The organism is Rhodopirellula baltica SH 1 (assembly GCF_000196115.1).
GTDB classification, from domain to species: Bacteria; Planctomycetota; Planctomycetia; order Pirellulales; family Pirellulaceae; genus Rhodopirellula; species Rhodopirellula baltica.
This window is the reverse complement of sequence record NC_005027.1, coordinates 5,621,816-5,646,956: the sequence shown is the minus strand read 5'-3', so window position 1 is coordinate 5,646,956 and position 25,141 is coordinate 5,621,816. Positions and strand designations below refer to the sequence as shown.

Annotated in this window: 9 protein-coding genes; 3 read left to right on the top strand and 6 right to left on the bottom strand. The window is 54.1% G+C overall.

The window, feature by feature from the left end:
- Positions 1 to 37: 37 nt before the first annotated feature.
- The 3 genes from RB_RS21530 to RB_RS21520 form a co-directional block, all read right to left on the bottom strand.
- Positions 38 to 6,157 carry an ELWxxDGT repeat protein gene (locus tag RB_RS21530; RefSeq protein ID WP_164922330.1) on the bottom strand — a complete coding sequence of 2,040 codons (6,120 nt, stop codon included), beginning with the start codon at positions 6,155 to 6,157 and terminating at the stop codon, positions 38 to 40.
- Positions 6,158 to 6,318: 161 nt separating this feature from the next.
- Complete coding sequence (locus tag RB_RS21525) at positions 6,319 to 7,410, bottom strand: TIGR03032 family protein (RefSeq protein WP_011122758.1); 1,092 nt, start codon at positions 7,408 to 7,410, stop codon at positions 6,319 to 6,321.
- Between the two features lie 159 nt (positions 7,411 to 7,569).
- Complete coding sequence (locus RB_RS21520) at positions 7,570 to 12,186, bottom strand: PA14 domain-containing protein (protein WP_164922328.1); 4,617 nt, start codon at positions 12,184 to 12,186, stop codon at positions 7,570 to 7,572.
- Positions 12,187 to 12,857: 671 nt separating this feature from the next.
- Between RB_RS21520 and RB_RS21515 the strand changes: the two genes are divergently transcribed.
- Positions 12,858 to 16,574: a dockerin type I domain-containing protein gene (locus RB_RS21515; protein WP_231845860.1), complete on the top strand. Its 3,717-nt coding sequence runs from the start codon at positions 12,858 to 12,860 to the stop codon at positions 16,572 to 16,574.
- Between the two features lie 169 nt (positions 16,575 to 16,743).
- On the opposite strand, the gene RB_RS21510 is transcribed toward RB_RS21515, so the two are convergent.
- The gene (locus RB_RS21510; protein ID WP_231845859.1) at positions 16,744 to 18,045 is read right to left on the bottom strand and encodes an O-antigen ligase family protein; all 1,302 of its coding nucleotides are present in this window, start codon (positions 18,043 to 18,045) and stop codon (positions 16,744 to 16,746) included.
- Positions 18,046 to 18,759: 714 nt separating this feature from the next.
- Between RB_RS21510 and RB_RS21505 the strand changes: the two genes are divergently transcribed.
- Together RB_RS21505 and RB_RS21500 are read left to right on the top strand one after the other, a co-directional pair.
- Positions 18,760 to 19,641: a hypothetical protein gene (locus RB_RS21505; protein ID WP_231845858.1), complete on the top strand. Its 882-nt coding sequence runs from the start codon at positions 18,760 to 18,762 to the stop codon at positions 19,639 to 19,641.
- A gap of 64 nt (positions 19,642 to 19,705) precedes the next feature.
- Entirely contained in the window at positions 19,706 to 21,031 is a 1,326-nt protein-coding gene (locus tag RB_RS21500; RefSeq protein ID WP_164922326.1) for a polysaccharide biosynthesis/export family protein, read from the top strand.
- Between the two features lie 133 nt (positions 21,032 to 21,164).
- On the opposite strand, the gene RB_RS21495 is transcribed toward RB_RS21500, so the two are convergent.
- Both RB_RS21495 and RB_RS21490 read right to left on the bottom strand, forming a co-directional pair.
- A complete protein-coding gene (locus RB_RS21495) occupies positions 21,165 to 23,522 on the bottom strand; it encodes a polysaccharide biosynthesis tyrosine autokinase (protein WP_011122749.1) in 2,358 nt (785 codons plus the stop codon).
- Positions 23,523 to 23,732: 210 nt separating this feature from the next.
- The gene (locus RB_RS21490; protein ID WP_164922988.1) at positions 23,733 to 25,115 is read right to left on the bottom strand and encodes a phenylacetate--CoA ligase; all 1,383 of its coding nucleotides are present in this window, start codon (positions 25,113 to 25,115) and stop codon (positions 23,733 to 23,735) included.
- Between the last annotated feature and the right edge of the window lie 26 nt (positions 25,116 to 25,141).

Sequence of the window (25,141 nt, the reverse complement as noted above, 5' to 3'; positions counted from 1 at the left end):
AGGAAGGGTAATCATCGATTTCGCCTTTTCACACTAGCTAAAAAAGCTTTCCCTCGGCGAGAACTTGATCGATAGACTCTTCTGACCAAAACTCTTCCTCATCGACTATGACGCTTGCTGGCACTTGCTCCAACTGGTTGAGTTTGTTGATCACGAGCAGAGCATCCAGCGCAGTGACCGAACCGTCGCCATTGACATCTAACCGTGACCATCCGGTGTTGATTTGTTCTCCTTCAGCCTTCGCGATGCTTTCGTTGTTCATATAGTTGATGACTCTCAGGGCATCCGATGCCGTCACCGTTCCATCGGCATTTGTGTCTTCTCTGTCCATTTGGCTGGGTGCGGCGACGGTGAGAGAAGAAAGCATCGCTGAACTACCCTGAGAATTCAGAATTGCTGCAGCCAGCTGCTGCAACTCCAACTCACTCAAGACGCGATTGTAAATGCGAGCGTCATCGATCAGGCCGGCGTAGTGACCTGATGTGCCAGCTATGTTAACGCTGCCACCAGAACCGTTGCTGTATAGCGTCCCACCCTCAGACCGACCGATCGTCGCATTGGCATGACTTGCGATCGAGACCGGGGCCGCACCGGTGATCGAAACGCCGCCGTTAAGCTGCAGACGGAGTTCACCTCCTATCGAGTCAAACACCAACGCAACATAGTTCCACTCGTCAGCCTGCACACTGGAGTCCGATATCCAGGTCCCACCCCAACCATCCGGTACGTTCCACCCACCGGCAAGAAGACTGCCATTCTCCAGGTAGAGGTTCAGGCCACGAGACGCTCCACCTTCCTGATAAAGCACCTGACGTCCGCTGGCCTCCAAGTCAGTTGGGTAAAACCACAGACCGATTGTTCGCTGATCCGTCGTCCGGTCGTTGATGTCCGATGAAGTAGCAAGCCTCATCACTTGGCCCGTCCCAGAGAACTGAACCGAACTGCTGCCCAAACCTCCGGGCACAATCGCAGCTCCTATCAAGTTGCCATCGTCGCTTACACCACCTTCGGGGGCGCTGTCCAAAACATTCCCTTCAAATTGCCAGTGAGACACCAAGCCGAGGGCCAGGTCCACCGGCGCACTGGGTGCTGCTGAAGAGAGTTGCTGCAACTCCAACTCATTCAAGACACGATTGTAAATGCGAGTGTCATCAATCAGGCCAACGTAGTGACCTGATGTGCCAGCTATGTTAACGCTGCCACCAGAACCGTTGCTGTATAGCGTCCCACCCTCAGACCGACCGATCGTCGCATTGGCATGACTTGCGATCGAGACCGGGGCCGCACCGGTGATCGAAACGCCGCCGTTAAGCTGCAGACGGAGTTCACCTCCTATCGAGTCAAACACCAACGCAACATAGTTCCACTCGTCAGCCTGCACACTGGAGTCCGATATCCAGGTCCCACCCCAACCATCCGGTACGTTCCACCCACCGGCAAGAAGACTGCCATTCTCCAGGTAGAGATTCAGGCCACGAGACGCTCCACCTTCCTGATAAAGCACCTGACGTCCGCTGGCCTCCAAGTCAGTTGGGTAAAACCACAGACCGATTGTTCGCTGATCCGTCGTCCGGTCGTTGATGTCCGATGAAGTAGCAAGCCTCATCACTTGGCCCGTCCCAGAGAACTGAACCGAACTGCTGCCCAAACCTCCGGGGACAATCGTCGCACCAACCAACGTGCCATCATCGACGACGCTTCCCTCCGGAGCACTCTCCAGAGCATCCCCTTCAAATTCCCAGTGGGCCACCAGACTGAGACTGAGATCGGCACTCGGTTGAACAATGATGTCAATTCCTGCAGTATCGGTTCCCAGACCATCGCTGATGGTGACCAAGGCGTTGTAGCTCAATGCCTGGGTGTAGGTATGATTGAGAACAAACGTCTTCGTTAACGGATCGATGGTCAAAGGTTCGACCGGAGTCCCATCTCCATAGTCGATCGTTCCGGTCCAAATGTCGTCACCTGGGTCGATAAAGGAAAATGTTTCGTTCAAGACGCCGAAGGCCGTTGACGGTACGTTGAGATTGCCGAACGGACTAAATCTGGGAGTGACGTTGTTCACAACCAAATCGAATGTAGCCGCGTCGCTGTCAGTTCCATCATCGGCGGTGACGGTGATGGTTTGCGAATCGCCTGGACCATCGCTGGTAGGGAGCAAGAGACTCCAGGTGCCGTCGCCGTTGTTGGTGACTTGGCCGGCAGGCGACGACAAAACCACGGAGGATAAGCCATCGATGTCGCCGTACGTGCCAGTGACGAAAGCGGCATCGCCTTCGTTGACGGTGTAAGTGGGCTGGTCGACGTCGACCGTCGGCAGATCGTTCACCGGCGTGACGTCGATGACCATCGAATTGTTGGTCGTCGAAAATTCAAAGCCATCGCTGACTTCAAAACCGAAGCTGGCGTAGCTCGTCCCGTTGGCATTTGGTGCTGGTGTAAAGATCAAACGCCCCGCCGTGATATCGCTGATATCGACGACGTCAGTCGCCGATAGGACCTCGCTTGCACCATCGAAGGTGCCATTGCCATTCGTATCCAAGAACAACGTTCCGGCCAATGGTACAGTCGTAAGAGAAACCGCCTCAAGTGAATCGAAGGGTTCCGAAACATCACTGAAATTGAAGTTCGCCGCGGTAAAGACATGAGCCGTGTCCTCCAGCGTCGTGCCCGTATTGTCCGATGCAGTGGGGGGCGTATTGAGGTCAACGTCGACGGTCATGAATCGGAAACCAGAACCACCATCATCATCGGTAACAGTCACCTGGATCTGAAAAACTCCTTCGCTTGCATACGTATGATCTAGCTGGATCGTCTTTCCAGGGCCAATCATTAAAGGTTCGATGGTTCCATCGCCGTAGTTCACCGTCCCGGTCCACTCATCCGCTCCGGAATCATTAAAAATGAGTGTTCGGGTGTACCGCCCCTCGTCCATTGGATCGAGAGTTGTATTGGAACCGAGAACAACCACGGGAGAAACGTTTTCCACAATTACCGTCACCGACTTGACAAGGTGCGATCCGTCTTCGTTGTTGGCAAACACCTTAAAGTCAAAGGATCCATTGTCTGGGTAAACGTGAGTCGGGAAGGCGGTCACTGGAGGTGCTAACGTGCTAGTTCCGTCACCCCATTCAATCAGAATGCTTTCCAACGTATCGGCACCGGGATCGACAAGGTCATTGCCATGTACTGTTACAAAGTAAGTTTCTCCTTCCACGGCAGCCGCTGACGCAGTTACTGGAAAGGTTGGCAAAACGTCTTCAATTTCCATGTCGAAAGAGACCGAGGCTGTTAGCCCATCCGAGTCGGTGACCGTGAGGACAACGGATTCCATTGCCGGTCCATCAGCGAAGGATCCGGTCCAGGTCCAGGTTCCATCAAGGTTGTCAACGACGCCCGCAGGAACCGATGTGATCGTGTCGGCAAAACGCAATGTACCTGACGCTGTGAAGGTGGCCCCCTCGTCGACACTCACCGGCGAGTTGGTCACCGTGACCTGCGGCAGCGTGAATTTCCACAATTCTTCACCGACAACACCATTGTCGGCAGGGAAGAACAATTGGTTGTCAAACTCTACAAACTCAAAGAAGGTGTCGTTGGCAAGCGATCCGGTTCCAACAGCCGAATGGATGTCGTCGATCAAGATGGTTCCGCTCTGCGTGCCGTCACTCATCCAAAGTTCACGGCCAGACTCACCGTCATCGGCTGAGAAAACGAGCTTGCCCTGGAACTCGGTCAGACCTAGCGGATAGGAACCTTCATCACCCACTCGGATGTCTTTGACAACGCTTGCGGTTGTGCCATCAAACTTCCACAACTCGAAGTCGTTGTATCCAACCGAATCCGCATCTGCAACAAAATACAGCAAGCCTCCTGCCTCGGTGAGGTATCCAACGTCAGCGTAGTCGTACGGGTCGGTGGTTGCATCGAAGAGTGACACGGTGCCGCTGGGCGTTCCATCGGTCTTCCATAGCTCGTCCGAGCGTGCGATGAAGTGGAGTTCGTTTTGATGTGCGACGAAAAATCGAGGGCCGTAGTAATCGGGGTAGCCGCTGAAATTGCCCAGCGAACCCACCGTTGTGCTTCCGGTTTGGTCGGTCGTGGTCCAGAGTCCAAAATCACTTTCGACAAACAATTCGCCGTTGAAATCGGTCAGTGAAGTGGGCGAGAGGATGGGGTCCCCCGTTCCGGCTTGCGTGACCGGCACCGTCCCGGCCGCATCACCGGTGCTTCGGTACAACTGTTCGCCGGTTCCGTCGTTCGCAGAAAAGTACAGCATCCCACCCGAGACGGTTAGCCAGTCTGGGTATGATCCGTCATAGGAACCACCGACCGACAAGTCTTTCACCATTGAGGTCGTGTTGAGAACCGAATCATGTTTCCACAGTTCGTTTCCATGGACTCCATCATTGGCGGTAAAGAACAGCGTTGAACCGACCGCGGTCAGGTTGGTTGGATAAGAATCGCCACTCGAGTTGATGTCCGCGACCTGCATGGTACCACCAGGCGTGCCATCGGTTTTCCACAGCTCGTAACCATCCACGTTCGACCAGCCAGAGAAATAGACCTCCCCGTTGACCTCGACGAGATCACGCGGGTAGAGCCCAAAACCATTTGCAATGGGATCGTCCAGCCGGATGGTACCGCTTTCTGTCCCATCGGATTTCCACAGCCCATTGTCGGCGGCAAAAAACAGTCCTTGGGAAGTTGAGAGCAGGGAGCTTGGATTGGATCCAGAACTTGCGAAATTGCTGGTCAAATTTGTCGCTGTGCTGGGCGTTCCGTCGGTCGAAAACCAATCAATCGTGGTGCTAGGGCGGAAGAATAAATGCGAACTGGTCGCCAAAAAACCGACAACGGACGGATAGGAATAAGGGGTTGGTTCGAGCAACGACAAATCTTCCACCAACACGGTTCCTGTGGTCGATCCGTCCGTCTTCCAAAGCTCTCCACTCGAGGACGCCGGATTGTAAGCTTCGAAGAACAACTGTCCGTTCGACTCAACCAATTTGCTCGGATAGGAACCACCTGCTCCTGGAACAACATCCTTGACCAGATTTGTTCCCAACTCGCTTCCGTCACTGGTCCAGAGCTCCTTCCCATCGCTGCCATCCGCAGCGAAGTACAGGTTGCCGTTGAACTCGGTCAGGTCGCTCGGGGAACTCCAGAGGTACCCACTTTGAATATCTTTAACAATTCCGGTTGTCCCAGGAGTGCCATCGGACTTCCACAGTTCATTGCCCGTCGTTGCATCGGTTGCGGTGAAGAAAACGGTGCCCGCAGCCACTGTCAGATCATCGATTTGGCCAAGCTGCGCAAGCTCAACGGTGTTGGCCAATGTCCCGCCTGAGGTCATGAGCACGTCACCTGACGAACCATCCGCAACGTAGAAAAGTTGACCTCCAGAATCAACAAAATCACGTGGGTAGCTGTTGGCGATTCCAGGGTTCGTGTCACCCAAAAATGTGACGCTGCTTGAACCAGGTGACGCGGACCACAGTTCACGACCATGTGTCCCGTCAACTGCTGTGAAGTACAAGTTGCCGCCGGCTTCAAAGAAATTGGATGGGTCGGAACCTGTAGCCCCCGGAAGGATGTCATCATAAATTTCGGTGCCTTCATACGTGCCATCGCTGACCCAAAGTTCTTCACCATGCACGCCATCATCGTAAGCAAAGAAAAGCTTGCCCCCAGCCGCCGAGAAGTCAGAGTAAATCCCTTGCGTGAAGTCGTCTTTAACGACCATCGTTCCGCCAGCCGTGCCGTCGGATTTCCACAATTCATATTCGTAGTTGATGTTGTCGTAGTTCGTGAAGAACAACGTTCCTGAAACATCGGCTTTGGCAGTCGCATAATTTCGTTCGAGTAACAACTCAGGTTCACTCAGTGTCGTGTCGTAGTAGAACAGGCCCACGTCTCCGGAACTGTTTTCAGCATCGAATACAAACCCCGTCTTGAACGGCAGGAAGTCTCTTGGTGCTGAGTCAAACTCGCCCGGATTGAGATCTGCCAGTCGGTAGGTTCCTGAGGACGTTCCATCGCTCCGCCACAGCTCTTCGCCCGTCGAGTCGGTGTTGCCGAAGTAGGCAATGTTTCCGATCGCGATTCCTTCGTTGGGTGAACTGGCGATGTTATCGGCCACAATGTCAGTGACCAAATCTACTGCCAGTAACCGACGCTGCTCCAGACACTCAAATGACCGCCGTGAGCGATTGCGTGAAGCCCGCGGTTGACGTCGTTTCTTGAAAGAGATCATGGTTGAGTCCGAGAGAGTCAAATCAGGTCGTGGTGATGGGAAATCAATTAGCGCCGGTAGCGTTAGTCAGTCGCAGATGGCGCCTTCAAGGGCGGTACGATCCAAAGTTCTTGGTCGTCTTCTTCCAAGTCGGGGCTGTGGATGCGGGTGGGAGCGGCGTTGCAGAGGACTTCCACCGCAAAAATTTCTTCGACGGCGGTTTCGAATTCGAACCAAGCGACGCTCCGGCCCGAGATCAAATCAACAACGGCGACCCCGCAGCGCAGAGCGTCGTGCTTTTTGGCAATCGGCAATCCGCCGAAAACGTTTGACTCGCGAATCTGGGACATTCCCACGAATGCGAACTGGCCTGCAATCGACAACCCGCGGGTGTAACCGGGAACGGCATCGATCGGATCGACGTGCCCGTCCGTTTCGTCAAAGACACACAATTCGCCGCAGCCAGAATTGAGCACAAACAATTTCGAATCATGGAGTCGCGGCGAGTGTGGCATACACAATCCACTCGCAACGATTCGGTTGTTGCGAACGTCGATCAAACACCCACTGTCAATTTTGTTTTCCCGCCATCCGCCGCCGACATCCGTTTGCCCCAACGCAGTGACATAGCGAGGCCCATCATCGTCCATTGCCATGCCGTTGAGATGGCATCGGTCTTCGGGACGGAGTTCCGAAATGAACCACGGCTTCCACTTCGGAACAAAATTGTGCAATGTCTCAAACGTGCAGAGGCACGAAAACAATGTATTGACGCCCCACAATGTGTCGCCGTGGTATGCCAGCTCGTGAATGCTAATGTTGCCGGTGATGTGATAATCACGAGCCGCTAGTGTGAGCGACTTTGAATTGCTCGATGGCCCAGTGGACGACGAGGCCTCCCAGGGAATGTCTCTCTCAGCCGCAAGCGTCCACAGTCCGCGGCGAGTTCCCACCGTGATTTTTCTGGGATGAATTGCCAATCCCATCGCCGTTGGGAACGACGTCAAACGCACATCCAGGGCACTCCCAGAAGCCTGGATCACAGCTACTTTTCCCAGCTTGTAAGTTGACACCACGATGGATGCCCGCAAATGCTGCAAAATGGGTATGAACTCAGAACTACACCGATAGCGGAGTTCAATCGAGCAATCAGAGGAGGACTGGGTTGCGCTCAAAGTAGTCCGGTCGTCAAAATTCAGCTCAGCACCAACGATCGTGATGAAAAGCCCTCGACAGCCCCTTCTTTCAGGGGGATCCGCCAGTCACATTAAGCCCTTCCACGAGGGTAGTCTAGACCCTACATCCAGAAAGCTCACTTTTCGCAATCGAGGCCCTTAGGCGGTCTCAGGCAATTCAATCGTCAGAGTTGAGATGGTGAATTGCCCCGTCACCTGACGGACTTTGATTTCAAGTGTGACAACGGAGTCCGAGAGCGAACCAGCAGCAAATGTGAAGTTTCCATCTGGTGATAGCGTGAACGATGAGCCACCGAGCAATTCCTCAACAGGTTGAATCCATTCATAGAGAAGATCGCCAGGCGAGATGGCACTGTCATTGTCACTTAGGTTACCTCTGATGCTCTGGAGACTCATTGGTCCCCAAAGAGTCCACTGCGTTAGGCTTTCGTGGGTCACTGCGGATGAGAGAACGCCGAGATCACACACGGAAAAAATGCCTGATGGCCGACGGAAATCAGCGCCCAATGTCAAGCCTCCGACGTTGCCCAAGGTATCCCCGACCAAGATCCGAACACGATCGAGCTGTCCGTCAAGATAGAGTTCAAGGCGCTGCCCCCGTTTTACGATGGTTACATTCGACCAGACTCCAAGTGGCAATTCCGAATCACTGACCAAGCCTTCGTCGTCACGATGATCCGTTGAAACCCGAACGTGCAACCGCATGTCATTGGGGCGAAGGAAAACAGCTGGCCCACGTTGGGAGTCGTCATCGCCTTTGAACAAGACCGAACGCCATTGGCCATCAGGAGGTGCGTCAGGACGAAGGTCGAACCCAATCGTCCAGTCGCCATTTTCAGCTCCGATCGAATCGAGATCCAAACTCGATTCAAACCGAATTTGATCATCCGGTTGCTGGAAAGCGGTCTCTGTCGAGAGGCTGACGTCCGGCAATACATCGAATGGGTTTGCAGTGAAGTGGTCATCCATTGAGTCCGGTGGCACATCAATCACGAACGTGAGAACGCCTTCCGTCTGGGATGCATCCACTAGATAAAAACCATCGAACTGATCTGCCTCGATCCGAATGCGATGGGATCCAGGATTTAATACGGCGTCCACGCTGGCGCCAGTTCGAACAAGCGTTTGCTCGTCAGATGTTTGGTCCAACAACCATTGGCCGTTGGGTTTGGGGGTCCAGTCTTGGTTAAAGAGGGCGGCCTCTTCTTCGGAACGCCAATGATCGCCTTCCCAGACCCCCCAAGGTGTGAAGAGGCTGGCGGCTTGATTGCTGGCCAGGAGTTGATAGAAGTCCCGGGTGAAGTCGGCTTGGGTTTGCTCATCGATGAACAATGCGTCCACGTCGAATTCGGTGATTTGGAAATTGCGGCCAAAGCTCTCGTAACGATCGAGTTCCGCCAGAACGCGGTCGATGGCGGGTAAACGCTCTGACAGAAAATGACCTTGAAAGCCAATCGTGTCGTAGTCGGCACGACCGCTAGCGGACTGGGCGTCAAGGAACGTCAGCAGGTTGAAGAAATCATCGCTCTGGCCATTGTCAGGGTTGGAGAGAATATCGAACTCATTGATGATCAATCGCGTGTCGGGATGAACGACCGCCCGAGCCGCCTCGATGACATCGAGCATGAAGTCATCGCCGACGATGTCCCAAAGGTCGTCACTGAAGATCGGATGGTTGATGACATCCCACCACGTCACGAGCGGCTCGTCGGTGCCATCCCGTGTTCCAGAGAATGCGGACGCGGGACCGGTGGCAATGTGCGTGAGCACTTCTCTTTCGAGCCAAGCCTTGGCAGCGACGGGGCCCTCCGTGGTCTCTACCTGCTCGTAGTTTGTGAGCAAATCAGCAGGGGCAGGAAAGCGATCGAGCTCACCCCACACAAGAGCGTGCCCGTGATACAAGGCATCGCGATCCACGACCCACTGCAAGAAATCAGTTGGAAGCTGCGAGTCCTCTTCCCAAGGGCCCCACTGAGCTTCACCACCATCGGTCAGTGTGTCAAAGTAATTTTCGATGATCGCCCGGTAACGAGCCGAGTCGGCGGTCAATGAAATGGGATCCGCTGACAGCACCACCTGAGAGGGCGAGACTGCCATTCCCATGGGAAGAGACAGTGCCTGCGGCGTGATCGTGACAACAGCCCCTTCAACAGGATTGCCGGCGGCATCCTGGACGAGGATTTGGACCGGATTTGATCGCTGAGTTTGCTCGTTGATCTTGGCCTGGGCTCGCCAGGCGGCGTCCGCGTCGCGGCCTTCGTAACTGAAGATCGTTCGCGGGAGGCTGTTCATCTCCGTCGAGCCCGGCATTTTCAGCAGGCTGAAACCTGCCAGTTCAACGGACTGCTGCTGGTACCCCAGCCGAATATCGAGACCACGGGTAGCGGTTGCGTTGTTGTTGAAGTCGGCGACGACTGGCCAAAGCAACGGAGTCCATTCATCCTTGACTTCCCAGGTTTGCTCCTTGCCGTGATAGCTGTCACTTTCCTGAAGACGCATGCCCACGGTCACCGGAGAACCATCGATGTTGACACTGCGGGCCCAAAGGCTGACGAACAACTTGTCACCGTCGACAATCTCAGTTGGTGGCAGCGTGTGTGAGAAGGCGACGTCCCACGGGTTCGTGAATGAGTTGACATCGACTCGGATCGCATTGTTACCAGCGGAGGCATCAACGAACGGCAGTCTGGGATCAGTCTCTTCGAATTCGACCACCGAGTTCGGCGAGCTCACGTCGTAGTAGGAAAAGGCGGACAAGAGGATGGGATCGACGGGAAGCAGTTCCGTTCCGCCTAGGGCCTCTCCACCAATCGTTCCGGTCACCTGCCGAGTGAATTCACTGCCGAGTTGGTAGGCAGGATCTGCGACCAATCGAATCACGACTGTTTCAGTCGGTTCGGGCAGTCCATCTTTGGTCACTTCCAACTCAATCTCGGCAGATCGCTGTCCCGCTGGAATGATGACGGTTCCGGTGTCGGCCGGGTAATCCGCACCGTTGGTTGCAGTGCCTCCTAGGGTGTACGCAACCGGCAGATCCCGCCCCAGATCGTCGTCGCGTATGACGACGAAACGCATGGATGAGTCGACGGAAAAAACCTCGTTTGTCTGTGAGATCTCGGCATGCAAACTGACCTGGGGCACAATCGGACGCAAGAACTCGTTGCCGATCAACTGTGGTCCGGAAGCAAGCTGGTCCGGACGAGTCCAAGCCACCGAAAGATGATTTTTTGCCACTGGATCGTCGTGAACCTGCAGCGTTTCGACGTAGTAATCTTGACCGGCGACCAGATAGACGGATGCGGAGAGACCGGCATTGGCGTCGGTGAATCCTTCCATCAACGTGGGTGTTGCCACCGAGGCGATCAATCGGGAAGTGTCAGATGTGACGCCTTGGGACAACCACAGTTCGGCCTCGTCGCTGGCGGCAAGATGGAAGGTGTAATGCCCGCTGACAGGCGGTGAGACGATGCCTCGGATTCGACTGACCTTTGCACCGGGCGCCGCCGAGTAACTGAAGCTGCTGATATCCGACGCAGTGCTCGGTGTGTTAGCAACGAATGTTTCATCATCACGCAATTCGGCGATCGACGAGAGTGGCGGGGAGGGGGCAACGGGCTCAAACGTTTCAACCAATACGCCGCTGCGGAGTTGATTTGCAGGAACCAGCGGCGTGAGTTGGTTACTCGGCAATGCCGTTTTAAAGGACGATCCGGTTTCACTGCCAACGCGAATCTTTGAAACTCCCGCCCCAGCAACGTAATCAACCTTGAGATCAACGCTTTGATTTTCGGTGAGGAGAATCGTTGCGGACTGTTCACCGTCGCTGGCAGTGAACAGCAATTGATTATCTAGGTAGAAGTCGACCGTATCGTTTTCCCCAACCTCTGCGAAAAAAGTGTAGTTAGTAGTTTGAATCGGATTGAATTGGCCCTGCCATCGAATTGAGAAGGGTGCCGAACCGATGTTCAAATTTGGATCAGGAGAACCAACGCCAAAATCGAAGTCGATCGTGGGATCCGTTCGCACACTGACCGACGGCCCTGTGAAGGTCGTGTTGTCGTAGACCTCAGCGGTGAGTCCCTCATTGGCTCGGTCGACGATGAACGGCGAATTGGCGACAACGTCGATCGAAGCGTTCTGCAGAACGATCGCAGAACCAACATGGGGTACAGCGCGGACTTCGACGAATGCCGTGGCGGGATCAATGAAATAGGAGTGCAACCGTATCAGCGGTTGTGACAGATCATCCTTGATTTCCGTCACCCGTCCGTCACCCCAATCGATTTCAAGATGATCGATGGTCGAAAGATCGAGGTCGTTGATCGAATGGATGGTCAACTCGGCGATGTCACGTGCCCGAATCTGCCCAGGCAAAGATATCGAAGCGGTCGGTGCCGGTTCACTCTGCAAAGACTGGTTGATGACACGTGTGTCCTCATCATTGACAAAGTTAATGACCCAAAGCGCATCGACGGCCGAGACCCTGCCATCTTGGTTGACATCATGCCGGGCCTCGACGGAACTCTTTCCTGCCCCCAACGCGGTATGATCCGCTTGCAGAACATTAATGACTTGCAACGCGTCCAGTTCAGTGATCGTCCCATCTCGATTGACATCAAGATGTTCGAAGGCGTTGCTGCCAGGCGATGCGGTGAGCAGTCGACGATCCTCGAGCGATTCGAAAATTGCCCTGCAACGCTGACGCGGTGAAAAAGCCGGCGTCAGGTGATGGGGTCGTCGGTGAGAAAACAGCATTTCGAGGGCTTGGAAACAGAGAGCTCGCGGTCGCCAGATGATGTCCGCCACAATAACCCGATTGAGGGGACTGCTCAAGTTTTCCTGAGGCGTATCAAGGTGAGATACAAATTGCGGAAAGGCGAGGGATTCTGAGTTTCAGTGCTGACGCAACATCCACGTCCTGCCGAGAACGAACGCGAGAGCCCAAACAATTTGCTTGAAACCACCCCTGTTGAGCTATATCATCCCCCTGGAAATGAGGGCCGCAGAGTTGATGCTGAAGGACGCCAACTCCAACACGCAATCATTTGTCTGGCGATCAACCCTGAAACTTTTTGCTTTGAATCATGGCCATTCGAACTCTGGTTACGAAGCTGTTACAGACCGGCAATCTGGACAGTTTTCTCACTCCGAACAGCAGTCCTCCCGTCATTCAGTCTGGAGTTTCGTCCCGTAGGGCGAGTGTTCGTCGTAAACGATCCATGCAATGCGAGCCGCTGGAGCGTCGAGAACTCTTGGCCGCCGAGGTACTGCCAGAAATTCGGAGTTTTGCCGACTTCCCGGCGTTTCTGAGTGGGAGCTCAAATGCCGCGTTGATTCAAAGTGAAAGCTCGGCATTCACCCAAACAATTTCATCCAATGACTTTTCTGAATTTTGGGAAGCTAGTGATCCTACGGAATTGATTTCGGTGGAGATCCGGGTCGACGATGCGTTTTCGACGCAGGATGCTCAGGCCGCACTAGCCGAGTTGGATTTCGAGAAAACCGCTTCCTTTGGCTGGAATTTGGAAGGCTATTTGGCGCGGGGCAAAATGGTGGAGGCGGCAGAATTGCCGATGGTCCAGGTCGTTCGCGAAAATTCGGCCGCCATTTTCAATGCGGGAACCGTTTTTAGCCAAGCGGATCCGGCAATGCGAAGCAATCTCGCACGGTCACAATTCAATGTGAATGGAGCCGGTATCAAGATTGGTGTGATCTCGGACAGCTACAGCCGAACCAATGGAGGCGGAGGAGCTAGTGGAAGCGTTGCATCCGGCAATCTACCTGGATCCGGTAACCCGAACGGCTTCACAATCCCGGTTACCGTGTTGCAGGATGCACCAACGACGGGGCCAACCGCAGGTAATGGCAAAGATGAAGGGCGAGCAATGCTGGAGCTGATCCACGACATTGCTCCTGGCGCACAACTGTTTTTCCACACCGCAATCACAGGTCCCGTGCAGTTCGCGGAAGCAGTACAAGCACTGAGTGCTGCGGGCGTTGATATCATCGTTGATGATGTCACGTATGCTGGGATGCAAATTTTCCAAGATGGGGTCACTGCGCAGGCTGTCGCTCAAGCGACAAGTGCGGGAATCTCTTTCTTTTCATCGGCCGGTAATCAAGGCAGTGAAGCCTACAGTGCGCTGTATCATACGGACGGACGGACCAGTACCATCCCTAATTTCCCCCCATCCGCAGGCAAAGTCTACGAACCTCACGACTTTGATCCCGGACCAGGAGTCGACAATTTCCAGAGAGTCGTTCTCGGCTCCGGGCGTTCAACAACGATCACGTTCCAGTGGGACCAGCCGTCGGCAAGTTTGGGTGGCCCCGGTGCGTCGACCGACATGGACATCATAGTATTCAATGAGTTTGGGACGCCCGTTTCCGGAGGCGTGCAAAACAACGTTGGCCAGGACCCCATTGAGATCTTTGCGCTTTCTAATCCGACCAATAGTCCACTCATTCTTGAGGTTGGCATTTTTCGTAATGTCAGTGCGGGAGGCCCGCGACCTAGCATCGTTCATTACCACCCGCTCACTTCGCCGACCGACTTCGATATTTTTCAGTTCGAAACGCTCGGTGGAACGCTGTTCGGACACCATCAAGCGCCGGGTGTAGCCGCGATTGCTGCCGTCGACTATCGGCAAACTCCAGCCTTTGGCGTCTCCCCACCTGGAGTCCAAGAATCAACCAGTGAAGGAGGTTTGCCTATTCTGTTCGATACCGCGGGCAACCGGCTTGCAACACCCGAGATCCGGACTCAGCCAGTTGTTACCGCTCCCGACACAATCAATAATTCGTTTTTTGGCTCACCGCTGGACGTCGAAGGCGACGGAATCTTCAATTTCGCGGGCACATCGGCCGCCGCCCCCAACGCCGCCGCCGTTGCAGCCCTGATGCTCCAAGCTGCTGGCGGACGAGGCTCACTCACGCCCGCCCAGATTCGCGCCGCCATGGCCAATACTGCCATCGACATCCCGCTGACCGGTAACGGGTTTGATCACTTCACAGGATTTGGGCTTATCGACGCTAATGCTGCCGTCGCGGCCGTCAGAAATACAAATCCACCACCGCCTCCTCCACCACCGCCTCCTCCACCACCACCGCCTCCTAATCCTCCAAGCCCATCACTGATCGATCGTGAAATCGGCGAGTCGGGTAACACTCGTGTGGATCAGGATTGGAAAACGATCCAGCTGCAAAACGCTTATGTAGATCCGGTCGTGATCGCTTCTCCCGCGTCCTTCGGTGGCCCGGATCCAGTCACCGTGCGTATCCGCAACGTGACTTCCAATAGTTTCCAAGTTCGGCTGCAAGAATGGGACTACGACGACGGGAACCACTCCCTAGAAACAGTGAGCTACTTGGTCGTTGAAAAAGGCTCCTACGCGCTACCCGATGGACGTGTGCTGCACGCGGGAACAACGAGTGTCAATCAGAACCTCAAACGCGTCGATTTTCCGGACATCTTCGAGACGTCTCCGGTCGTGTTGAGCCAGAGCCAAACGGTGAATGGACCCTCTGCGATTGTCACCCGTCAACAGGAGATCAGTCGAACTGGGTTCAGGGTTCGTGTGCAGGAAGAGCAGGGAGCAGACGGCAATCATAGCACTGAGCGTGTTGGATACATTGCCATCGAAGCAGGCGCTGGCAACGCAGCTGGCACATCATATCGTGTCGGCCGCACCGGCGAGAGAATCTCCGAAGCCTTCGCATCAATCAACCTTGGCACCGGTTTCGATGCCCCACCTGCATTCTTGGCTGCGATGCAAACTACCACCGGGGCCGACCCTGCTGGATTGCGATTCCGCAATCTCGGCAAGAACTCGGTCCAGGTCTTCGTCGAAGAGGAACAGTCTGCCGACGCAGAAACCAGCCACTCGGACGAAAATGTTGGATTCGCAGCCTTCGAAATCGGTGCACTCGTGGGTCAGCCCGTTGAAGTAGTCGGCGAGTCGGGGACGTTCCGTGTGGATCAGGATTGGAAAACGATCCAGCTGCAAAACGCTTATGTAGATCCGGTCGTGATCGCTTCTCCCGCGTCCTTCGGTGGCCCGGATCCAGTCACCGTGCGTATCCGCAACGTGACTTCCAATAGTTTCCAAGTTCGGCTGCAAGAATGGGACTACGACGACGGGAACCACTCCCTAGAAACAGTGAGCTACTTGGTCGTTGAAAAAGGCTCCTACGCGCTACCCGATGGACGTGTGCTGCACGCGGGAACAACGAGTGTCAATCAGAACCTCAAACGCGTCGATTTTCCGGACATCTTCGAGACGTCTCCGGTCGTGTTGAGCCAGAGCCAAACGGTGAATGGACCCTCTGCGATTGTCACCCGTCAACAGGAGATCAGTCGAACTGGGTTCAGGGTTCGTGTGCAGGAAGAGCAGGGAGCAGACGGCAATCATAGCACTGAGCGTGTTGGATACGTTGCCATCGAAGCAGGCGCTGGCAACGCAGCTGGCACATCATATCGTGTCGGCCGCACCGGCGAGAGAATCTCCGAAGCCTTCGCATCAATCAACCTTGGCGCAGGTTTCGATGCCCCACCCGCATTTTTGGCAGCGATGCAAACCACCACCGGGGCCGACCCTGCTGGATTGCGATTCCGCAATCTCGACAAGAACTCGGTCCAGGTCTTCGTCGAAGAGGAACAGTCTGCCGACGCAGAAACCGGCCACTCGGACGAAAATGTTGGATTCGCAGCCTTCGAAATCGGTGCCATTCTCGCACGAGCCGCAACGTCAAATGCCTCTCTCAACCAAGCTGTAACGATGTCGTCTAGCAACGCAGCGAGCTACGACAACAACAATGATGTTGCAATGGACTCAAATCGCGATGGCTCCATCAGCGCTCTGGACGCCTTGATCATCATCAACTTCCTTTCTCACTCCAGCATGAGTGAGCCAATCGACGTTGGCGTATCGAATATGGCATTGACGTTCGATGCGAATGAGGACGGGTTCGTCACCGCTCGTGATGCACTTGTTGTCATCAATTATTTGACCAAACAGAGCGTCATTGGCTCGAAAACAGACGAAAGCAAAACAGTTCCCCGATGGGACGCTGATGAGGTATTTGCTTCTGATGAAGACTTCCTGTTGGAACACAACTTAGGTATCTCAACCGACCTCTTTTAAGCTCCATCAGTATTGACATTGAAATAGAGCGATGACACCGATTTGCGTCGTTCGCGAAAACGCACCAACGGCACCGTTAAAGGTGCGAACCGCAGCAACGCTTGCAGAATTGTGGTTTTCTGCTGTGCTCTAGTCACGCGAAAAAACCGCTGGCAAACAATAGGATTTCTCAATCACAAAAGTTGGGTCGTTTCAAGCTCGATGCCAAGCCAGAAAGCAACCCGAACCCGAAGATGATCCAGAGGGCGTAATCATACGACCAGAACACTGTGGCGATTTCGAATAGAAACGCAAGAGCGAGCGTTGCCGCGGCGATGAAGTAGCGCTGATCGAGTGGGAAGAAATAGGTGCTCGCTCGACGCGACAGTTGGAACGCGGTGATTGCTGTGGCGATGAACAAACCCGAAAACAAAACGAGTCCAACCCAGCCAAAACGTAGGCCGTTGTTTAGGAACGCGTTGTCAACGATTCCGAGGCGTTTCCTTACTTTTGGATCGGTCGGCAATCCTGGCAGGTTTGCTGGCGGAAATCCTGTGCTGCTGATTGTTCCGTAGCCCAATGGTCCGCCCTCGATCAAAATTGGCATGTAAACCTGCAGATTGACCAAACGATTTCGAGTCCCGGTGTACACCACCTGTTGATCGTCGACGACCAAAACAGCTGCTCGTTTGTGCTCATTTGCATCAGACTCAAGCAGACGGAGGAATCCGTCCCAATTGCTTGCGACCAATCCTGCTAGAACAATTACGACCATTGACAGTCCCCAAGCGGCCGGCCGATAGTGCCATGCCAAGGCCAGACCGCCTGTCAAAATGAGTGTGACGATGGGTCCGCGAGACAGTGACGATGCGACACCCAAAAGGAGCACAGTTAAAAGGATCGAACCAATCCATCGATTCCATTTGCCTAGTCCAGGAATCCAAGCAATTTCTCGCTGCGTCATCAGAATGGCAAAGGGGACCATGGTGAGCAGCACGTTACTCAGAAAGATCGCGTGTCGGGTCGGACCGCAGGCGCGATAGGCAATTCCGTAACGCAGTTGCCCGGTGAAAGTGACGAGTTCATCGCGAGGCGAAAACGCTGTCTCCCACAAATTGATCCCCGTCCAAGCTTCCGCAATGCAAAGCAATGAGATGACAGCACCAATGATGCTGAAGACCGGCGCGAGTTTGAGCAAACTATCCCGATGCAGGAATGCATATCGCCCCGCTGCGTAGGGCAGCATCCACTGGCCGTAGGCTTGAGCCGCGACGGCGAGTGGTTGCTCGCCATAATACGTGTCGACAATGACATGCCAAATGGTCAGCGCACCAATTAAATAGTCGAGTGGTCCGAGAAACCGAAAAATCTCACGCCATGAGTGCGTGCAATAGACCACGAGAAGCACAATCGCAGTCGCCATCGTTACGTTGATCTGAGTGCCCATCACGATGATGTCAAACCACGTGCCAGCAAGCAGTGAGGCTGCCATACCAGCCCCTAGCGCGTAATGCTTGCCGTGCCGCCAGCCGAACCACCCTGCGAAGCCGAGCGAAACGGCCAGCATGATCCAAAACGAAATTTCGGGGCTGAACATGTGGAGGTGAAGGTTGAAAGAGGAAGGAAGAAAAGAACCGCAGATGGCAAAGCGAACCGAATGGCGCTCATTGCCTTTTCTTTTGGCTGAACGCTCACGACTGAGCGAATGATTTTGCTGAGACTGATTTACGCCTGCAGGTTGTCATTGGGATTTTTCCGTGGAGCATCTTGCGGAATGCAGAATGTATTTGCGCGGTACTAGGCTCAGGGGGTAACCAGTTTAGTCTGGGTCACGTTGGATTGCTTCGATGAGAAGTGCATGGAGAGCCCAATGGCGGGTCTATCTTGCTTGCCAGCGTTTGGATGAAAGAGATGCTGCGACGTACGTGCATCCTTGCTGACGCTGCGGGTCATGAATAGTTGAGCAAAGACGTGCAAAAGGTTGTTGCGTGGTGCGTTGCGAGCAGTCACCCAAACCCGAGCGAACCGCCTGGGCAAACTTTGACGGCTGTTGCAGTCGCGCCGGTTTTGAAGCTCGCAGGATGGGGGGAGTGTCAATTGGACGTGTTTTCCCGAGTTCCCCACCGGCATTTCGCTTGACTTTCCGAAAACACCGGTAGGCGATCCCATTCACGGGCCTCGAACGAGCCACAGTGCGAGTATGAATATGAAACGAAAACTTTTAGCGACCATGCTGCTGATGGTCCCGTTCGGCGGTTGTGCATCGTTGAACGATTGTTGCTACGAGCACACTCAATCAGCTCGAGCGATGGTCCAGTACGTCAAGTGCGGAAACCCTGAGTCATCTTGCTACCCGCATGATTACAAATGTGGTTGGATCGATGGCTTCTACGAAGTCTCGACCGGCGGAAGCACATGCCCGCCGGCAGTCGCTCCATCGCGGTATTGGAAACCGGGTCAGATCCTGAAGGATTGTGACAACAAACGACACGCCTACTACAGTGGTTGGCAAGACGGTGCAGCACGTGCCGAGCAGTTCCCCGACACTCATACCATTCGCATCTTTGAAACTTGCGAATGTCCATTCCCGCGCTGCGAAGAACCGTGTGCGGACGGGACCTGTGTGCCTTGCGGAATGCCAACGATGGGAATGCCTGTTTCGGATGAATTGATCGAAATGGCTCCGGTTCCCATGCCAACCGTCGAAACGACCGACATCGAAAAGTCTTTCAGCGACTTGCAAGCGGCCGCCGCGAAAAAGAACGCGATCATCAACTTGGACGCGGGCGTTCTTCCAAGCAACGAGACTGAAGTCAGTCAACGGTCTACCAAGGAAGCATCAGCTGACACAGCAACCCGCCGTGCAGCTCACAAGCACGAGTCGGAACTCGTGGCGAAAAAGAATGTTCGATCAATTGAGGCAACGCCCGCCTCAGCTCGAACAACCATCGTTCGCATGGTAGAGCCAATTGACAAAGGCTTGAAAGCAACGGCTGAGTTGAAAGATGCCAGCGGCAACGCAATTGCATTGCCAACTGGCTTCTTTGAAATGATTGAAACCGAATCGGTTGTCAAACTCGCCGAATAGTCGAGTTCCCGTTTTTGCAACTTTAACAACACATACATTCCTTGCATTGCGAAGGGACTCAGCAATGACTCGCTCAAAAGAATCCATTCTGAAAAGCGTGGCACAGACCGCATGCGGATTGCTTGCTCTGGCTGCCATCGGCACCACCGGCTGCCATCAACACTTGGTTTCGTCCGCTGCTCACGCAGTTCCGGCGCACCGACTCGATCCAGAGCTGTTTGCCTGCTCACGAGAAGCGTTGGGTCCGTTGCCCTATGCGACTTTGGGGCAACCCAAACCGGCGGCTCACCGAATCGGCGCTGGCGACACGCTCAGTGTTTATGTCTTCGGGGTCTTTCCGCCGAATGAAGACGAGACTCCGGTTCAGCAACGAACCCAGGCTGTCAATCAACGGTACTACCCACCGCGTGGTAGCGTCGTTGCACCTGCAACAGGTCTTCCAATTCAAGTCGATGCCGACGGCAGCATCACACTTCCCATCATCGGTCGACTGGACGTCAATGGCCTGACGATGGCCGAAACGATTGAACGAATCACCTCGCGTTTGGTTGAGGAAGAGGTCGTTCAAGAAGGCAAGGAGCGTGTGACGGTTGATCTCTTGATTCCACGTGTCAAGCGAGTCGTTGTCCTTCGAGAAGACACACCAAACACTGCTGTTGCTTTGGTGTCGCCGCAAGCCGTCGATGAAATCCATCGCGGTTCGGGTGAAGTCATCGACTTGCCCATCTACGAAAACGACGTGCTGCATGCTTTGGCGTCGACCGGTGGTTTGCCGGGAACGGATGCGGCTCGTGAACTTTACGTGATCCGTGCCAGTGCCGGTCTGAACAACAGCTTCATCAGTGGCGGTCAACTTCAGAGCATCGTCTCTGGCGGTGAAGGCGGTCAATGCAACGCAGGTGTCATTCGCATTCCACTTGCTGGATGCCCTTGCGACAACCTGCCGTTCACACAGGAAGATGTGATTCTAGAAGAAGGTGACGTTGTTTTCATCCCACGTCGCAACGAATACTTCATCTCGGGCGGCTTACTACCTGGTGGACGCGTGCCGCTACCACGTGATCAAGATGTCGACGTCATCGAGGCAATCGCACTTGCCAGCGGATCTGCTGGTGGTCCACTTGGGCGAGACGGAAGCGTTCTGGCAGGTGGAACGCCGGGTTACCTTCGCGAACCAAGCCGCGTCTTGATTCTACGAACGCTGCCTGACGGTCGCCAAATGACGATTCGATGCGACCTCGATCGTGCCATGAAAGATCCGAAAGAACGGATTCGAATTCTTCCTGATGATGTTGTGATGCTGCAACAGAAACCAGGTGGAGCGTTCTTCAATGGGTTCCTGAACTACTTCAGCGGCGATTCAATCTTGGTCGCATTCACTCGAGAATAGTGATTGCCTGACCAGACAAAACCAAAAGGCCGCGAACAACAATTTGTTCGCGGCCTTTTTTGCGTTGATATCAAATCAAAAGAGAACTGATTGCAAGCTCTTACTCTTTCATGAAACAGTGAAGATAACAGCTTTACTCTGCTACACGTCCATTGCTGGAAATCGTCGCTGCTTTTGGAGCGGCTTGGCGAGTCGTTGACGATGATGGTCGTGTGTAGTCGCTCTTGTAGTACCCGTAGTAGCCACCATCGGAGTCAAACTTCTTGCCAGCTCCGAAAGCGTTGAGCATGCAGCCCAGCATCTCACCGCCGGAACTATCGATCCGGCGAAGTGTGTTGACCACTTCATCTCGACGAACATTGGCAACCTTGACAACCAGAATGCCACCATCTAATCGCGGCATCACCACCACTGGGTCGGAAACCGCCAGCACGGGCGGCAAGTCAACCAGCACCAAGTCGTAGTCTTCTTTCACAACCGCCAAGACTTCGTCGAGTCGTTGCGACTGCAATAGTTCGGCAGGTGTTTGGCTGGATGATCCTGCTGTCATCACTGAAACATTCTCAGCCTCCGTCACTTTGATCGCTTCCGGAATTTCCAAGCGACCTTCGAGAACATCACAAAGCCCATCTTCTTTCCCTAGACTGAAGTAGCGATGAGCACTCGGACGTCGAAGGTCAGCGTCGATCACCAATACCTTCAATCCGACTTGAGAGAACGACACAGCAAAATTGGAAACCACGGTCGATTTACCATCGCCCTGCATAGGACTGGTGAACCCAATTGCACGAACATTCCCGTTTCGGACATCAGGTAGCAAGACTGTGCGTCCTAAACGGAAAGCTTCGGCGTCCGGCGAAAGCTCCGTTGCAATCAATCCCTTGATGCCTTGATTGATCGAGTTCAGCTTGCCAACACGCCCCAGGCTTGGCAATCCAATTGCTTCGTCCAGCTCAGCAGCCGACCGGAAACGTCCATCACGAACGTCGTTGGCAACAGCCAGAAACAGTCCGGAAAACAGCCCCAGCATCAAACCGCCAAGTCCACAAAGCGGCAGTTTTGGCCATGACTTTTCGCCGGTTCGCGGAACGGCCAAAAACTCGTAAAGATATCCAGTCAATCCACTCGCCGTATCCAATTCCCGGAGTTGCTGCACGACGCCTTCGAACAAATCTTCTTGTCGACCAATCTTCTTTTGCAGAATCATGTCGGTGAGTTCGTACTCGATCAGTTCTTTCGCTTTTGTTTCAGCATCGGCCGCGAGATAGGTCAGTTCCTTACGACGTTCGGAAAGAGCCGCCAAGTCATGATTCAAAAAGCCCACATAAGCTTTCAACAATCCCTCAGGGGTCAGTGCACTGTCGCCGAACATTTCCGCCGGACTGGTGAGATCCTTTTGGTCTTGCAAAAACTCTTTGACCAGCGTGATTTCACTCTCGAGTTCCTGCACCTTCGGATGCCCAGGCCCAAAGACCGAAGTCAACCGTTGCTTTTCACTGTTAAGCCTCAACAGGTGAGTGATCTGCGTCCGAGCTTCTTCCATTTTGGCTGGCATCGCCGCTTTGAATTCAGCCGTGTTGGCAGAGTTCATTTGCAGTCCTGCAAAGACGCCAAGACGTTCCAAACTCTCGCTATCAATCAAGGCAAGTTTGTCCAGTTGATCGATTGGATCTGTCGACTCATCCATCTCCTTCAGCGTTTCATCGACTCGAGTCAAACGTGTTTTGACCGTTGACTCTTGGATGTCGAGATCCAGCAGTTCGTCCTGCAACCGGCGATAGCGATCTTGGTAGATATTGCTGCTACCTTCGCCTTGAAAAAACAGCGGAGCTTCCTGACGAGCTTTCAAGTGTTCCTGCTCAGCGGCAACCAACTCGGCTTCAACTTCCGTCTTTGCCTTGTTGACCATCTCATTCGCGCGGCCCATCACCTGTTCGACCTGGTCGATGATGAATTGCTCGTAGCGTTTCATCACGGCGGTCAAGATCCGCTTGGCATCATCAGGCTCCGTATGCGTGAATGTGATGTTGAGACTTCGAGCAGTCTTGGCGGAACCATCTCCACCTTTGACTATGGAAAGTTGATCGATGACATAGTCGATCGCATCCGTTTTCTCATCCAGGTGAGATTCGATAGAAGGCAAATTCACTAACTCGGTTTGCTCCAAGGCCTCACCGACGATCATTCGGCTTTGAATCAACTCCATATGGTTGGCGAGAATGTCCTCATCAACCATGTCAGTGCCAGTGCTATTGCCACCCAACCCAGCACTCTTCTGGTTGATCAGAACCTTGGCGTTGGACTCGTACCAAACCTGAGCATTCAGAGCGTAAGCCACGCCAGCCGCGAGTCCTGCGATTGACAAAAACGCAATCAGCCACCGTTGCCGACTCAATATTTGCAGAACATCCAGCGTTTCTTCGCCGTCAGACGTTGAGCTTGATGGACTGCGTGATGGAAGTCGGTTGGTCGGTTTGGCAGACTCAGCCATAGATACTTTCTCGAGATCGATCGATTGTGGACCGCAGGGTTTCGTTGACTCCCCCTACCGTGACAAACCGATGTTCACTTGCGCTCTCGATATCGTCAAGCGAAAAAGCGTTTTTGCCCATTTTTCCCGCACGAAGTGCTGTCATTGTGACATCACACCCGGACCAAAAGCCGGACAATCCGTGCGATTCACACAAACAGCCAATCCGGATCAGCGATGATCCACAAAGCGTTTGGATTTCCCCTCCGAGCGTGGTAACGATCCTTCAGGCACCGAAGCAATCTCAACACGCAGGGCCAATCGCTCGCGAAAGGCATTTTGCAGTCTTCGCAAATCACCCAGTCTGCCGGCATCAGAGTTCATTTCGCCCGGAGCTTCAATTTCGATCGAAAGTTGGTCTAAATGATCCTGACGGGTCGCGATCATTCGAAATTCCGCCTTAGGCAGCGTCTGACGAACAATCGCTTCGATGCTGGCGGGAAAAACGTTGACACCACGGATGACCAGCATGTCGTCTGCTCGCCCAATCGCACCCCCGTCTAGTTTGACGAACTGGCATTCCAAACCGTGATCCCAAACCGGTCGGACAATGTCACCGGTTCGATAGCGAACAATCGGTCCACCAGAGCGTCCCAAGTTGGTCATCACCAATTCGGCTTCTTCACCAGCCTCTGCGAAACGCACGGCCCGACCGTCTTCGTCAAACACCACAAATTCAGCAATGAACTCTGACTCAATGACGTGCAAACCAAGATCATCAGCAGTCGGAAATCCCCACGCTCCAAGCTCGCTCGCTCCAGCATGATCGACTACACGAGCCCCCCAGGGTTCTTCGATTGCCCGGCGGATTTCGGGCACACTACCGCCAGGCTCTCCCGCCACGATCAATCGCGAAACGTTGCTTCCTTTCAAATCGATTCCATGTTCATTCGCGACCGAAATCAAATGCAAAGCGTAGGTCGGAGTGCAACACACGACCGTACAATCACGATCGAGCATCATCTGCAAACGAGCCGATGAAGACAGGCCACCACCCGGAACGACGAGGCAACCACGCTCGACCAATGCATCGTTGGCGGTCCAAAACCCGATGAACGGTCCGAACGAAAACGCCATCATGACTGTGTCAGCGGGTGTGACATCAGCTGCATCCAAAACGTATTGCCAACATTTCAACCACCAACGCCAGTCATCGGGCGTGTCAAAAATTGGCATCGGCCAACCCCGGGAGCCGCTGGTCTGGTGTGCTCGCGAATAGGCTCGTCGCGCAAGAGTGAAAAGCTTGGACGGTTCCTCACGAGCGTTTCCCAGCAAATCAGATTTGGTGAGGAATGGCAAAGATTCGAATGAATTCCAATCATGCAAATTCGGCGTCGCGGTGACAGCCTGTTGATAAAGCGGATGCTTTGATTCTTTCAGCCCTTGCCAAACGCATTGCAACCGAGCCCATTGATGCGTCCGAAGGCTGTCGCGGTCCATCGAGCGGAATTCAGATCGAGAAGGTTCCATGAAGTTGATCGTCGTGTCGTGGCAGCACCCCGGCCGCAAAAGGGAAAGCAAGCAAAACAAGACCGCGGCCGATTGGCCCAGCATAGCAAGGTCGTGCATCGAGATAGATG